The 15,419-nt window shown below is 61.5% G+C and carries 9 protein-coding genes and 1 other RNA gene; 7 read left to right on the top strand and 3 right to left on the bottom strand.

Translation table 11 applies throughout. The annotated features are described in order from the left end of the window. Nucleotides 1-6 precede the first annotated feature (6 nt). The 3 genes from xdhC to xdhA form a co-directional block, all read right to left on the bottom strand. Complete coding sequence (gene xdhC / locus AB4O25_RS11245) at nt 7-849, bottom strand: xanthine dehydrogenase accessory protein XdhC (protein WP_017527476.1); 843 nt, start codon at nt 847-849, stop codon at nt 7-9. Nucleotides 850-930: 81 nt separating this feature from the next. Beyond that, the gene (gene xdhB, locus AB4O25_RS11240; RefSeq protein ID WP_460150861.1) at nt 931-3,291 is read right to left on the bottom strand and encodes a xanthine dehydrogenase molybdopterin binding subunit; all 2,361 of its coding nucleotides are present in this window, start codon (nt 3,289-3,291) and stop codon (nt 931-933) included. Next, a complete protein-coding gene (gene xdhA, locus AB4O25_RS11235) occupies nt 3,284-4,732 on the bottom strand; it encodes a xanthine dehydrogenase small subunit (protein ID WP_065878191.1) in 1,449 nt (482 codons plus the stop codon). The genes xdhB and xdhA overlap by 8 nt, the downstream gene beginning before the upstream one ends. Before the next feature lie 280 nt (nt 4,733-5,012). Between xdhA and AB4O25_RS11230 the strand changes: the two genes are divergently transcribed. The 7 genes from AB4O25_RS11230 to AB4O25_RS11200 all read left to right on the top strand — a co-directional run bounded on the left by AB4O25_RS11230 (nt 5,013) and on the right by AB4O25_RS11200 (nt 15,387). Then, the gene (locus tag AB4O25_RS11230; protein ID WP_017527479.1) at nt 5,013-5,672 is read left to right on the top strand and encodes a GntR family transcriptional regulator; all 660 of its coding nucleotides are present in this window, start codon (nt 5,013-5,015) and stop codon (nt 5,670-5,672) included. Between the two features lie 2 nt (nt 5,673-5,674). After that, nucleotides 5,675-9,163 carry a chromosome segregation protein SMC gene (gene smc / locus AB4O25_RS11225; RefSeq protein WP_116079315.1) on the top strand — a complete coding sequence of 1,163 codons (3,489 nt, stop codon included), beginning with the start codon at nt 5,675-5,677 and terminating at the stop codon, nt 9,161-9,163. 259 nt (nt 9,164-9,422) lie between these two features. Further along, nucleotides 9,423-10,292, top strand: a complete 870-nt coding sequence (zipA, locus tag AB4O25_RS11220) for a cell division protein ZipA (protein WP_017527481.1) — start codon at nt 9,423-9,425, stop codon at nt 10,290-10,292. A gap of 87 nt (nt 10,293-10,379) precedes the next feature. Next, nucleotides 10,380-12,746, top strand: coding sequence for an NAD-dependent DNA ligase LigA (gene ligA, locus AB4O25_RS11215; RefSeq protein ID WP_116079316.1), 2,367 nt, complete (start codon nt 10,380-10,382; stop codon nt 12,744-12,746). 116 nt (nt 12,747-12,862) lie between these two features. Further along, nucleotides 12,863-14,026 carry a zinc-binding metallopeptidase family protein gene (locus AB4O25_RS11210; RefSeq protein ID WP_017527483.1) on the top strand — a complete coding sequence of 388 codons (1,164 nt, stop codon included), beginning with the start codon at nt 12,863-12,865 and terminating at the stop codon, nt 14,024-14,026. Between the two features lie 115 nt (nt 14,027-14,141). Continuing rightward, nucleotides 14,142-14,238: signal recognition particle sRNA small type (gene ffs, locus AB4O25_RS11205), an RNA gene on the top strand. Between the two features lie 207 nt (nt 14,239-14,445). After that, entirely contained in the window at nt 14,446-15,387 is a 942-nt protein-coding gene (locus AB4O25_RS11200) for an N-acetylmuramidase family protein (protein ID WP_460150860.1), read from the top strand. Nucleotides 15,388-15,419: the final 32 nt, after the last annotated feature.

Below are 15,419 nucleotides of genomic sequence, written 5' to 3'. Positions count from 1 at the left end.
CTGTTCTCAATTGATAGCTTGGCTGCGACGCGAAGCCGGCAGCAGTTTGGCAATGGGTTCGGCGTTCGCGGTGTGCTGGCCGAAATGGGCGTTGTAGGTGGCGATGATTTCCCCGGCGATGGAGATGGCAATCTCCACCGGCAATTTGCCCTTCACCTCGGTGAGGCCCATGGGGCAGCGCATGCGTTGCAATTGCGCGGCGTCGAAGCCTCGATCACGCAGGCGGTGTTCGAACTTCACACGTTTGGTCTTCGAACCGATCAGGCCGAAGTAGGCAAAGTCATTGCGTTTGAGCAGGGCGGCGGTGAGTTCCAGGTCCAGCGCGTGATTGTGCGTCATGACGATGCAGTAACTGCCCATGGGCAAGTCGGCAATTTCGTCCACCGGCTCGTCGCTAACGATTTTACGTACGCCCGGAGGAATATTTTCCGGAAACTCCTGCTCGCGTGAGTCGATCCAGCGCACTCGGCACGGCAGGCTTGCCAGCAAAGGCACCAGCGCACGGCCGACATGGCCGGCGCCAAACACCGCGATCTGCGCCTGCACCCGGCCCATGGGTTCGAACAGCAGCACGGTCGCGCCGCCGCAGCATTGGCCCAGGCTGGCGCCGAGGCTGAAGCGCTCCAGATGGGTGGTCTGCCGGCCGTGCGCGAGCATATCGCGGGCGAGCTGCATGGCTTTGTATTCCAGGTGCCCGCCGCCGATGGTGTCGAAGGTCTGCGTGGCGCTGATCACCATCTTGGAGCCGGCGTTGCGCGGCGTGGAGCCGAGTTCTTCGATGATGGTCACGAGTACGCAGGGTTCGCCACGGTGTTGCAGGTCGGCGAGGGCGCTGATCCAGTTGTTCATAGTCACCTCTTGTGGTGTCTGCCAGGCCGCTATCGGGGGCAGCGCCTCGGTCCTAAAGCGAAGCCGATTCGGTTTCAGTCTCTACAGGCACAACCGCCGCATCTGCTCGCACCCCCACAACACCCGCTCCGGCGTCGCCGGCGCATCGATCTTGGGCTGCTGGCGATAGTCAGCCAGGCTCGCCACGGCATCCTTGATCGCGCACCACGACGCAATCCCGAGCATGAACGGCGGTTCGCCCACAGCCTTGGAATGGAACACTGTGTCTTCCGGGTTCTTGCGGTTTTCCACCAGCTTCACGCGCAGGTCCAGCGGCATGTCGGCCACGGCCGGGATCTTGTAGCTGGCGGGGCCATTCGTCATCAGCTTGCCCTTGTCGTTCCACACCAACTCTTCCATGGTCAGCCAGCCCATGCCCTGGATGAAGCCGCCTTCCACCTGGCCGATGTCGATGGCCGGGTTCAACGAGGCGCCGACGTCGTGGAGGATATCGGTGCGCAGCATTTTGTATTCACCGGTCAGGGTGTCGACGATCACTTCGCAGCAGGCCGCGCCAAAGGCGTAGTAATAGAACGGACGCCCACGGGACTGGCTGCGGTCGTAGAAGATTTTCGGGGTCTTGTAGAAACCGGTGCTCGACAGCGACACCTGGGCGAAATACGCCTGCTGGATCAACGTCTCGAAGGTCAGGATTTGCTCGCGCACGCGCACATGCCCGTTATGGAATTGCACGTCGGCTTCGCTCACGTCGTACTTGCGCGCGGCAAATTCCACCAGGCGCTGCTTGATGGTTTCGGCGGCGTTCTGCGCGGCCTTGCCGTTCAGGTCTGCACCGCTGGAGGCGGCGGTCGGCGAGGTGTTGGGAACCTTGTCGGTGTTGGTGGCGGTGATCTGCACGCGGTCGATGTCGACCTGGAACACCTCGGCCACCACCTGGGCGACCTTGGTATTCAGGCCCTGGCCCATTTCGGTGCCGCCGTGGTTCAGGTGGATGCTGCCGTCAGTGTAGATATGGATCAGCGCGCCGGCCTGGTTGAGGAAGCTGGCGGTGAACGAGATCCCGAATTTCACCGGGGTCAGCGCCAGGCCTTTCTTGAGGATCGGGCTGTGCGCGTTGTACAGGCGAACCGCTTCGCGGCGCTCGGCGTACTGGCTGCTGGCCTCAAGCTCGGCGGTCATTTCTTCGAGCATGTTGTGCTCGACGGTCTGGTAGTAGTGGGTGACGTTACGCTCGGTCTTGCCGTAGTAGTTGGCCTTGCGCACTGCCAGCGGGTCCAGCGCCAGATGCCGGGCGATGGCGTCCATCACTTCCTCGATGGCGACCATGCCTTGCGGGCCACCGAAGCCACGGTAGGCGGTGTTGGACGCGGTGTTGGTCTTGCAGCGGTGGCCGTTGACGGTGGCGTCGCCCAGGTAATACGCATTATCGGCGTGGAACATGGCCCGGTCGACAATCGAGTTGGACAGGTCCGGCGAGCATCCGCAGTTGCCCGCCAACTCCAGGTTGATGCCGTGCAGGCGCCCGTTGTCGTCAAAACCCACGTCGTATTCGATGTAGAAGGGATGGCGCTTGCCGGTCATCAGCATGTCTTCCACGCGTGGCAGGCGCATTTTGGTCGGTTGGCCGGTCAGGCGCGCGACCACCGCGCACAGGCATGCCGGGCTGGCCGCTTGGGTTTCCTTGCCGCCAAAACCACCGCCCATGCGGCGCATGTCGACGACGATCTTGTTCATCGACACGTCGAGTACTTCGGCCACCAGCTTTTGCACTTCGGTGGGGTTTTGCGTGGAGCAGTAGACGATCATGCCGCCGTCTTCGGTAGGCATTACCGAAGAGATCTGGGTTTCCAGGTAGAAGTGTTCCTGGCCGCCGATATGCAGCGTGCCCTGGATACGGTGTTTCGCGGTGGCCAGTGCGCCCGCCGAATCACCGCGTTGGTGGGTGTGGCTGTCGAGCACGAAGTGCTTGTTGCGATAGGCCTCGACCACATCCAGCACCGGCGCCAGGTCTTCATATTCGATCACGGCGGCCATCGCGGCCTTGCGTGCGGTGTCCAGGTCGCGGGCGGCCACCGCCAGCACCACCTGGCCGACGAACTGCACCGTGTCGATGGCCAGCAGCGGGTCGCCGGGCAGCAGCGGGCCGATGTCTTTGAGGCCCGGTACGTCTTCGTGGGTGATGACGATGCGCACGCCGTCGAAGGCGTAGCACGGCGCGGTGTCGATACTGAGGATTTTCGCGTGGGCGCGGTCGGACATGCGCGCATACAGGTGCAATTGGTTGGGGAATTCCAGGCGGTCATCAATGTACTGCGCTTCACCGCTGACGTGCTTGGCGGCGCTGTCATGCTTGACGCTGCGACCTACCCCGGTGGTCAGGTCCTGGGCGAACAATTGGGCGAGTTCGGCCTGGGTTTTTTCCACGGCGTGATGGTTAGACATAAGCGGTCACCCGAGTCTCGATGTGCGGCGTTTGCAGTTCGATGAAGTATTTGCGCAGCAGGTTCTGGGCGCTGAGCAGGCGGTATTCCTTGCTGGCGCGAAAGTCCGACAGCGGGGTGAAATCCTCGGCCAGGGCGGCGCAGGCTTTTTCCACGGTGGCGGCGTTCCAGGTGGCGCCGATCAGTACGCTTTCGCAGTGCTTGGCGCGTTTTGGCGTGGCCGCCATGCCGCCGAACGCCACGCGTGCATCGCTGACCACGCCGTTGTCGAGCTTAAGGTTGAAGGCCGCGCACACCGCTGAAATATCATCGTCCAGACGCTTGGAGACCTTGTAGGCACGGAACAGAGCATGGCCCTTGGGCACGATGATTTTTTCGATAAATTCGCTGTCCTGGCGGGCGGTGACGCGGTAGTCGATAAAGTAGTCTTCCAGCGCCAGCGTACGTCGGGCTTCACCCTTGCACAGCACGATCTGCGCGCCCAGGGCGATCAACAGCGGCGGCGAGTCACCTATCGGCGAGGCGTTGCCGATATTGCCGCCCAGGGTGCCCTGGTTGCGGATTTGCAGGGAGGCGAAGCGGTGCAGCAAATCGCCGAAGTCCGGGTATTCGTGGTGCAGCGCGCCGTAGCAATCGGACAGCGGTGTGGCGGCGCCGATTTCCAGGCGGTCGTCGAACGACTCGATGCGTTTCATCTCTTCGATATTGCCCACGTAGATCATCACCGGCAGCACGCGGTGAAACTGCGTGACTTCCAGCGCCAGGTCGGTACCGCCGGCCAGCAAGCGCGCTTGCGGGTAGGCGTCATAGAGATCGGCTAGGTCGGCCACGGTGAGCGGCACCAGGCAGCGTTTGTCGCCGCTGTTGAGTTCGCCGGTTTGCGTGGGGGCGATGGCCTTGAGGCGGGCAATGGTCTCGGCCTGGCGGCTGTCGAACTGGTCCTGCGGCTTGTTGCAGCAAGCTTGTTCGGCGGCGGCGAGGATCGGCCGGTAACCGGTGCAGCGACACAGGTTGCCGGCCAGGGCTTCGTGGGCCTTGGCACTGTCGGGGGTGTCGCTGTTCTTTTGCAGGGCAAACAACGACATCACAAAACCCGGTGTGCAAAAGCCGCACTGTGAGCCGTGGCACTCGACCATGGCCTGCTGCACGCTATGCAGTTGGCCCTGGTGCTTGAGGTCTTCGACGCTGATCAGCTGCTTGCCGTGCAGGGACGAGACAAAGGTCAGGCACGAATTGAGGCTGCGATAACGGATCCGCTCGGCGCCTTGATCGTCGGTATGCAACTCGCCGACCACCACGGTGCACGCGCCGCAATCGCCGCTGGCGCAGCCTTCCTTGGTGCCGGGCTTGCCCACATGCTCACGCAAATAGTTGAGCACGGTCAGGTTGGGGTCCAGGGCGTGCTCGCTACGGAGTTCCTGGTTGAGTAAAAACTGGATCACGGAAGGCCTCGCAGACTCATTATTGTTGTTAACCGCTTTGCGCCGAATCTAGTCATGTCTGACTTTTCGGTCAATGGTTTTCTGACCTAAGGGTCAAGAAATTGCGATCACAACCTGTTCAATTATGGTTCAGTCTTCTGCAACCGTTGTTTTTGGCGGTGTGTGGCGGTTCACGTCTGCTTATTTCATGCCAAATTCGCCCCCGTGGGCGTAGCGCCATCAGCGGGCCAATGCGCTACACTGCCGCGCTTGTACCGATAGAAGATTTTGAAGGGAAAACATGACGTTCAAGGCGCCGGACAGTCTCGCCGAGCAAATCGCTCACCACCTCGCCGAACGCATCATTCGCGGCGATCTCAAGCCTGGGGAACGGATCCAGGAACAGAAAGTCACGCTGGCGCTCAATGTCAGCCGTGGTTCCGTGCGCGAAGCCTTGCTGATCCTCGAGCGGCGCCACCTCATCGCGATCCTGCCGCGCCGGGGCGCGCACGTCACCGAGCTCACCGCGCACAAGGTGCAGAGCCTGTGCACGCTGATGAGTGAGCTGTATATCCTGCTCGGCAATGCGGTTGCCCTGGGCTGGCAGACTCAGGCCGACATGGCGCCGTTCGTGCAGATCCAGCAGCGCCTGGTAAGCAATTTCGAGCGCCAGGACATCCGCGCCTTTGTCGAAGAGTGCTTCAACGTGATGCGCGCCGCGTACCCCTTCGCCAACAACCCGTATCTGCAGGAAACCGTCGAGAACCTGCAACCGGCGATGAACCGCGCTTATTACCTGGCCCTGGATCAGCGCAAAGCGTCCATGAGCGAGTACCTGGCGTTGTTCGAGCAACTGCTCGCCGCCGTGCTGGCCCGCGACCTGCCGCAGATCCGCCTGGTGTTGTCGGCCTACTGCCAGCGCAGCAGTTCCTTGGTTATCGCAGCGTTGGCGGACGCCTAAGCGTGCGGCTCAAGTGCATCAAGTTGGCGGGGTTCAAATCCTTCGTCGACCCGACCACGGTGAACTTCCCCAGTAACATGGCGGCGGTGGTCGGGCCCAATGGTTGCGGCAAGTCGAACATCATCGATGCCGTACGTTGGGTGATGGGCGAGAGCTCGGCGAAAAACCTGCGCGGCGAGTCGATGACCGACGTCATCTTCAACGGCTCCACCAGCCGCAAACCGGTAAGCCAGGCCAGTATCGAACTGGTGTTCGACAACTCCGACGGCACTCTGATCGGCGAATACGCGGCCTACGCGGAAATCTCCATCCGCCGCAAAGTCACGCGCGACAGCCAGAACAGCTACTTCCTCAACGGCACCAAGTGCCGGCGACGCGACATCACCGATATCTTCCTCGGCACGGGGCTTGGGCCACGCAGCTACTCGATCATCGAGCAGGGCATGATCTCCAAGCTGATCGAAGCCAAGCCCGAAGACTTGCGTAACTTTATCGAAGAAGCGGCCGGCATCTCCAAGTACAAGGAGCGCCGCCGCGAGACCGAAAACCGCATCCGCCGTACCCACGAAAACCTCGCTCGCCTGACCGACCTGCGCGAAGAGTTGGAGCGCCAGTTGGAGCGCCTGCATCGCCAGGCCCAGGCGGCCGAGAAATACCAGGAATACAAGGGCGAAGAACGCCAGCTCAAGGCGCAACTGTCGGCCCTGCGCTGGCAGGCCTTGAACGATCAAGTGGGCCAGCGCGAAGCGATCATCGGCACCCAGGAAATCAGCTTCGAAGCGCTGGTGGCCGAGCAGCGCAATGCCGACGCCAGCATCGAACGCCTGCGTGATGGCCACCATGACCTGTCCGAGCGCTTCAATCTGGTGCAGGGCCGCTTCTATTCGGTGGGCGGCGATATTGCTCGCGTGGAGCAGAGCATCCAGCACGGTCAGCAGCGTCTGCGCCAGTTACAGGACGATCTCAAGGAGGCCGAACGCGCGCGCCTGGAGACTGAATCTCACCTGGGCCATGACCGCACCTTGCTGCTGACCCTCGGCGAAGAGCTGGACCTGCTCACCCCCGAGCAGGAAGTCACCAGCGCCGCCGCCGAAGAGGCTGCCGCTGCCCTGGAAGAAGCCGAAACCACCATGCACGGCTGGCAGGAGCAGTGGGACGCCTTCAACCTGCAATCGGCCGAGCCGCGTCGCCAGGCCGAGGTGCAGCAGTCGCGCATCCAGCAACTGGAAACCAGCATGGAGCGCCTGGCCGAGCGCCAGCGTCGCTTGCAGGAAGAGCGCGTATTGCTCGCCGCCGACCCGGAAGACGCGGCGATCATGGCGCTGAGCGAGCAACTGGCCGAAAGCGAAATGACCCTCGAAGAGCTGGAGGCCAGCGAAGAACAGCAAGTGGAGCGCCTGGAGCAATTGCGTCAACAACTGCAACAGGCGACCCAGGCGCAACAGCAGGCCCAGGGCGATTTGCAGCGCCTCAATGGCCGGCTGGCGTCGCTTGAGGCCTTGCAGCAAGCCGCCCTGGACCCTGGCACCGGCACCGCCGAATGGCTGCGCGACCAACACTTGGCCGAGCGCCCGCGCCTGGCCGAAGGTTTGAAGGTGGACGCCGGCTGGGAACTGGCGGTGGAAACCGTGCTGGGCGCCGACCTGCAAGCGGTGCTGGTGGATGATTTTGGCGGCTTCGACCTGGCCGGGTTTGCCCAGGGTGATCTGCGTTTGCTCAGCCCCGCCGCCGACGGCACGCGGATGCCGGGTAGCCTGCTGGACAAGGTCGAGGCCGCGATTGACCTGTCGCCGTGGTTGGGCCAGGTCAAGCCGGTGGACTCCCTGGAGCAGGCCCTGGCCGGGCGCGGTCAACTGGCCGCCGGCGAAAGCTTGATCAGCCGCGACGGTTATTGGGTGGGCCGGCACTTTCTGCGGGTGCGTCGCGCCAGCGAGGCAGAGAGCGGCGTATTGGCCCGAGGCCAGGAAATCGTCAACCTGACCGCCGAGCGTGAAGAGCGCGAAGCCACCCTGCACAGCCTGGAAACCGAATTGCAAACCCTGCGCGCCACCCAGCGCCAGCAAGAGACCGGGCGCGAACACCTGCGCCGCCTGTTGCAGGACGAAGCGCGCCAGCAGGGCGAATTGAAAGCACAACTGTCGGCCAGCAAGGCCAAGGCCGAGCAACTGACCCTGCGCCGCACCCGCCTCGACGAAGAAGTGGCTGAGATGGGTGAGCAGCGCGCCCTGGAGCACGAACAGATCGGCGAAGCACGCCTGCACTTGCAGGAAGCCCTCGACAGCATGGCGCTGGACACCGAGCAGCGCGAATTGCTGCTGGCCCAGCGCGACAGTCTGCGCGAACGCCTCGACCGTGTGCGCCAGGAAGCGCGCCAGCACAAGGACCACGCGCATCAACTGGCGGTGCGCCTCGGCTCGCTGCGCGCCCAGCACGCGTCCACCGCCCAGGCCCTTGAGCGCCTGGAGATGCAGTCCGAGCGCCTCACCGAAAAGCGCGAGCAACTGAGCCTCAACCTGGAGGAGGGCGAAGCGCCGCTGGAAGAACTGCGCCTGAAGCTTGAAGAGTTGCTCGACAAGCGCATGACCGTCGACGAAGAGCTCAAGACTGCACAAATCGCCCTGGAAGATGCCGACCGCGAACTGCGCGATGCGGAAAAACGCCGGACCCAGGCCGAGCAGCAATCCCAATTGATTCGCAGCCAGCTGGAACAACAGCGCATGGAATGGCAAGCCCTGACCGTGCGCCGCAAAACCCTGCAAGACCAACTGCTCGAAGACGGCTACGACTTGCACGGCGTGCTCAACACGCTGACCGCCCAGGCCAATGAGAAAGACGCCGAAGAAGAACTTGAGCGGATTGCCGCGCGTATCCAGCGCCTGGGCGCGATCAACCTCGCCGCGATTGACGAGTACCAGCAGCAGTCCGAGCGCAAACGTTATCTGGATGCCCAGGACGCCGACCTGGTCGAAGCGCTGGACACCCTGGAAAATGTGATCCGCAAGATCGACAAGGAAACCCGCAACCGCTTCAAAGATACCTTTGATCAGATTAATGGCGGTTTACAGGCGTTATTCCCAAAAGTTTTCGGTGGAGGCAGCGCCTACTTGGAACTGACGGGCGAAGATCTACTCGATACAGGGGTAACGATCATGGCGCGGCCTCCGGGCAAGAAGAACAGCACCATCCATTTGTTGTCCGGCGGCGAGAAAGCCCTGACTGCATTGGCCCTGGTATTTGCCATCTTCAAGTTGAACCCGGCGCCGTTTTGCATGCTCGACGAAGTGGATGCCCCGTTGGATGACGCGAACGTGGGACGCTATGCGCGACTGGTCAAAGAGATGTCCCAGACCGTGCAGTTCATCTATATCACCCACAACAAGATCGCCATGGAAATGGCCGATCAGTTGATGGGGGTGACGATGCACGAGCCGGGCTGTTCGCGTTTGGTCGCGGTGGATGTCGAAGAGGCGATGGCGATGGTGGAGTCCTGACCCATGCTGACTGAGAATTTTCTTAGCACGGCGTAGGGCGATTTACCGGCTTGGCGAAAGTGGCAAATGGACATATTTGTTCAAGGCATTTTGACAGACGGTGTAAAGTTATCTTTGGTCGTGCTAGTTTAATGTCAATTTTTCGTGTGCGTGGGCAAAACGCCATTCAGAACATAGAGTTGGCGCCACGTTTTAAAGCGGTTTGCACGGTGCTAAACCCCTTATTTTTCAGCATTTTTTATTAGAGGCACGGGATTACATGGAAATCGGTCTGCGCGAGTGGCTGATCGTCATCGGCATTATTGTCATTGCCGGTATTCTTTTTGATGGCTGGCGCCGCATGCGCGGTGGCAAGGGCAAGCTCAAATTCCGTCTGGACCGCAACCTGTCCAACTTGCCCGACGACGACGGCAGCGCCGAGCTGCTGGGGCCGCCCCGTGTGCTGGATACGCATAAAGAGCCGCAGCTGGACGAGCACGACTTGCCGTCGATGAGCGCGCCGTTGCGCGAAGCCCGCGAGCCGTCGTCCAAACGTGGCAAGCGTGGCAATACCGGCGCCGCCGAGCCGCATCAGGGCGACCTGAACCTGGATGTGGACGAAGGCCCGAGCTTCAGCAGCCGCGATGATGATTTCCCGGATGAAAACACCGGCAAGACCTCCAGCGCGCCACGTCAGTCGGTCAACGATCAGCCGGCCGCCGAAGAAGTATTGGTGATCAGCGTAATCTGCCGCGACGCCGCCGGCTTCAAGGGCCCGGCACTGCTGCAGAACATCCTCGAAAGTGGCCTGCGTTTCGGCGAGATGGACATCTTCCACCGTCATGAAAGCATGGCCGGTAACGGTGAAGTGCTGTTCTCCATGGCCAACGCGGTCAAGCCGGGTACCTTCGACCTGGACGATATCGACCTGTTCAGCACGCCCGCGGTGAGTTTCTTCCTTGGCTTGCCAGGCCCGCGTCACCCCAAGCAAGCGTTCGACGTGATGGTGGCCGCTGCCCGCAAGCTGTCGCAGGAACTCAACGGCGAGCTCAAGGACGACCAACGCAGCGTCCTCACCGCCCAGACCATCGAACACTACCGTCAGCGCATCGTCGAATTCGAGCGTCGCGCCCTGACACAGAAACGCTGAGGTTTGGTTTCCAGCGTTGTCGATAGAATTAAGCGCACCAACATTTGAGCAGCTTCGGCTGCTCTTTTGCTTTATGAGAGAACACCCATGACCGCCGCCCATACCCGCATCCTCGAACTGCGCGCTGAACTGGATCAGCACAACTACCGTTACCACGTCCTCGACGAGCCGAGCATTCCGGACGCCGAATACGACCGCCTGTTCCACGAGCTCAAGGCCCTGGAGGCCGAGCACCCGGACCTGGTGACGCGTGATTCACCGACGCAGCGGGTCGGCAGTGCGGCGTTGTCGGCGTTCACCCAGGTCAGGCACGAGATCCCGATGCTCAGCCTGGGCAACGCCTTTGACGAAACCACCATGCTGGAGTTTGACCGCCGAGTCACCGAAGGCCTCGACCTGCCGGTGGGCGATCTGTTTGGTGGTGGCGCGGCGGTGGAATACAGCTGCGAACCCAAGCTGGACGGCCTGGCGGTCAGCCTGCTGTACCAGGACGGCGAGCTGGTGCGCGGCGCCACCCGTGGCGACGGCACCACTGGCGAAGACATCAGCGTCAACGTGCGCACGGTGCGCAATATTCCGTTGAAGCTGCACGGCAGCGGCTGGCCGGCGACCCTGGAAGTGCGCGGCGAAGTGTTCATGTCCAAGGCCGGTTTCGAGCGGCTTAACGCCTCGCAACTGGAGGTGGGGGGCAAGACCTTCGCCAACCCGCGCAACGCCGCCGCCGGCAGCCTGCGCCAGTTGGATTCAAAGATCACCGCCAGCCGCCCGCTGGAATTCTGCTGTTATGGCATCGGCCAGGTGACCGCCGATATCAGCGACACCCATATCGGCAACCTGAAGCAGTTGCAGCAGTGGGGCATGCCCATCAGCCACGAGCTGAAGCTGGCCAAGGGGATCCAGGAGTGCCTGGATTACTACCGCGACATCGGCGAGCGGCGTAACAGCCTGCCCTATGAAATCGACGGCGTGGTGTTCAAGGTCAACAGCATCGCCTCCCAGCGCGAACTGGGCTTCCGTGCGCGGGAGCCGCGTTGGGCCATCGCGCATAAATTCCCGGCCATGGAAGAACTTACCGAGCTGCTCGACGTGGAGTTCCAGGTCGGCCGCACAGGCGCCGTCACCCCGGTGGCGCGCTTGAAGCCGGTCAAGGTCGCCGGGGTAACCGTGTCCAACGCCACCTTGCACAACATGGACGAAGTCGCGCGCCTGGGCCTGATGATCGGCGATACCGTGATCATCCGCCGTGCCGGTGACGTGATCCCGCAGGTGGTGTCGGTGGTCACTGAGCGCCGTCCGCAAGACGCCCGCGCCGTGCAGATCCCCGAGAGCTGCCCGGTGTGCGGCTCTCACGTTGAGCGCACACAACTGGTCAAGCGCAGCAAAGGCAAGGAAACCGTCAGCGAAGGCGCGGTGTACCGGTGCGTCGGGCGCCTGGCCTGCGGTGCGCAGCTCAAGCAGGCGATCATCCATTTTGTCTCGCGCCGGGCCATGGACATCGACGGCCTGGGCGATAAAACCATCGAGCAACTGGTGGATGAAAAACTCATCGGTTCGCCGGCAGACCTCTACAAACTCAAATACGAGCAGATCATCGACCTGGAAGGCTTTGCCGATATTTCCAGCAAGAAGCTGATCGCGGCCATCGAAAACAGCAAGGCGCCGACCCTGGCGCGGTTTATCTATGCCTTGGGCATTCCCGATGTGGGCGAGGAGACCGCCAAGGTGCTGGCGCGCTCCCTGGCGTCCCTGGAACGCGTGCAGAAGGCCTTGCCCGAAGTGCTGACGTATTTGCCCGACGTGGGCCTGGAAGTGGCGCACGAGATCCACAGCTTCTTTGAAGACAGCCATAACCAACAGGTGATCGGCGCGCTGCTGGCGCCGCACGAATGCGGCTTGCAGTTGCAGGACCAGGGTGAGCTGAGCGCCGAGTTTGCCGCCAGCACTACCTTGGGCGGTTTGCTCGATAAATTGCACGTACCCAGCGTGGGCCCGGGCGCCGCGCAGAAACTCGCGGACAAGTTCGGCAGCCTCGAAGGCGTGATCCAGGCCGACTGGCTGGACATGCGCCAAGCGCTGCCCGAGAAGCAGGCCAAGGCCGTACGGGACTTCTTCGACAATGCCGAAAACGCCCGTCATGCCCTGGCCATCGAGCAGCAGCTCAAGGATTTCGGCATGCACTGGCAGAGCGAGAAGAAGGTCGTCGAAGGCTTGCCTGAGGCAGGCCACACCTGGGTGCTCACGGGCTCCCTGGAGCTGATGAGCCGGGACGTGGCCAAGGAAAAACTCGAAAGCCTGGGCGCCAAAGTGGCAGGCTCGGTGTCGGCGAAAACCCATTGCGTGGTCGCCGGGCCGGGTGCCGGTTCAAAGCTGGCCAAGGCCAGCGAACTGGGGTTGAAGGTGCTGGACGAAGAGGCGTTTGTCGCGTTCCTTGCCAAACACAACATTGTGCTCTGACGCGGCGCCTGTGGTAGCGGGCTTGCCCCGCGCCGGGCCGCCAGGCAGCACCAAACAAAGTGGAACGATCCCAACCCCCAGATGATCTAGTCTCAGTCATCCAGGGAGAGATCGCCATGTTCCGCTACTTCGAGCAACTCAGTTCGCGCATCGCCGCACCGTTCATGGCCGACACCTCGCGTGACAGCAAGGTCTGGCAGTGCCGCTGCGGCCAATCGCTGTTCTTTCGCAACAGCCAGTGCCTGGCCTGCCAGGCGCTGTTGGGCTATCAGCCGCAGCAGAGTCGTTTGTCTTCCCTGCAACCCGGCCCTGTCGAAGGCACCTGGCTACAAGACGGCAACCTCGATGCAGGCGCCTTCCGCCGCTGCGCCAATCTTGACACTCCGGCCGCCTGCAACTGGCTGATCCCCGCTCATAGCACCGCAACGCTGTGTGTCGCCTGCAGCCTCAACCGCACCATTCCCGATCTGTCGATGCCGGAAAACCACGAGCGCTGGCTCAAAGTCGAGACCGCCAAGCGCCGGCTGGTAGCGCAACTGATCAGCCTGGGCCTGCAAGTGGTGCCCAAGCGCGTTGACGAAGACACTGGCCTGGCGTTCGATTTCGTCGGCATTGACCTTGAAGGCAACGCGCCCATGACCGGCCACGCGAACGGCCTGATCACCCTGGACATCAAAGAGGCCGACGACGCCCACCGTGAGAAAATTCGCGTGCAGATGCGCGAGCCTTATCGCACGTTGCTCGGCCATTTTCGCCATGAAGTCGGCCATTACTACTGGGATCGGTTGATCGCCACTGCTCACTGGCTGGAGCCGTTTCGCCAGTTGTTCGGTGACGAGCGCGCCAGTTATGCCGACGCGCTCGACCAGCATTACCAGAACGGCCCGCGCCCGGATTGGCAGCACACCTGCGTCAGCGCTTACGCCACCATGCACCCTTGGGAAGACTGGGCCGAAACCTGGGCCCATTACCTGCACATGATGGACGCCGTCGACACTGCCCTGGGCTTTGGCATGAGCGCCCGCGAGATGGACCTGGAATATCAGCCGTTTCCGCTCACCACCCTCTACGACCCTCAACACCCCGGCGGCCCGGCGTTTCTGTCGTTCATCAACGCCTGGATCGAACTGGCCGCCATGCTCAACGAGCTGTCACGCAGCATGGGCCAGCCGGATTTCTACCCCTTCGTGCTGCCCCCGGCGGTGATCGCCAAGCTGCACTTTATTCACCTGGTGATCCAGCAAGAAGGTGGCAGGGCGGATGAGGCTGTGATTCTGTAGGGCGACAAGTACTTGAACCCCTTGATTTTTTAATCCAAAACCAACGGTTGTAAGTTCCGATCAGATCGGTACAATGGCCCCGCTTGCCGAGAGGCAGGCGTCGTTATGGTGACCCCATCGGTCCCCCCGCAACGATTACCCGTGAACCTGGTCAGAGCCGGAAGGCAGCAGCCACAGCGGGAACATTGTGTGCCGGGGTGTGGCTGGTGGGGTTGCCTCCATAACGCTCTTCCTTGTGGCAACCCTGCCTGTTTCAAACCAAAAAACTTTTTTTACGCCCATCTGCCGATTTTTATGCAGTGGCGACGACCTATCGCTGGAAAACCCTTAACCACCTGCTAGCTTGAATCGTGTAAGCGACCCCGTGCTGGAGTAGTGAAGAAGTGATGGCACTCCTTTAATCAATAAGGATAAGTGCCATGACGAGTGTTCAAGGTGTTCCCGAATCCCTCAGTGCCTCAGTCGGCACCCCAGGCAAGGCGCGCAATGTGCTTGCCGATGTTCAAGCCGTTCAACGTCTGTTTAATTTGATCACGCCCGCATCCGCTTCGCTGCTGGTGGTCGACGGCAAGTGCGGCCCTTTATTGCTTCAACGCATCAAGGACTATCAATCCAATCGCCTCCAGTTCACGCATCCCGACGGGGTGATTGACCCGGCCGGCCGGACGTTCAACCGCCTGGTCGAAGATGCGCACAAGGCAAGTCGCGGCATGCCGCTCGCCGCGCCAGGTAAATCACCGTTGGTCACCACGCCTGTGTGCGACGGTCATGTAGCGCTGACAGACGCGGACTTTCAAAGCGCCGCCGCTGTATTGGGCAACGGTATTTCGGTGAATATCCTCAAGGCGTTCGCCACGGTGGAGTCCGGTGGGCGTTCCGGGTTCGGGCCAACATTAATGCCCGTGATCGCCTATGAAGGGCACATCTTCCGCAGGTACACACAGCATAGATTCGACAAGGCCTATCCTTTTCTTTCGTACCCTTATGTGGAAAAGGCCGGTGCGCAATGGCGTGCCAATAACAAGACTCAGGTAACGGCTTGGGCCACGCTGGCCGCGGCGTATAACCTGGACGCGGACGCAGCGCTGATGTCGGTGTCTTATGGCATGTTTCAGATCATGGGCTTCAATTACGCCGCGTGTGGTTATAAGTCGGTGGTCGATTTTGTCACGGCGATGAAACTCAATGCCGGCCAGCAATTGATCGCGTTCGTCGGGTTTTGCCGCAAAAGCCCGGCGTTGATCAAGGCCATGAAGAATAAGGATTTTGCCGGCATGGCTCGGTATTACAACGGAGCAGACTATGGCGACTATGACCGGCGTATCCAAAAAGCCTATGAGGCGCTGGAAAAGAAAAAATAGCCGAGCATGATGGGTGTTTCACAACGTCTGAG

Source organism: Pseudomonas sp. S3_A03 (assembly GCF_054668275.1).
The sequence above is the reverse complement of the archived record's forward strand: the minus strand, read 5'-3'. Positions and strand labels throughout refer to the sequence as shown.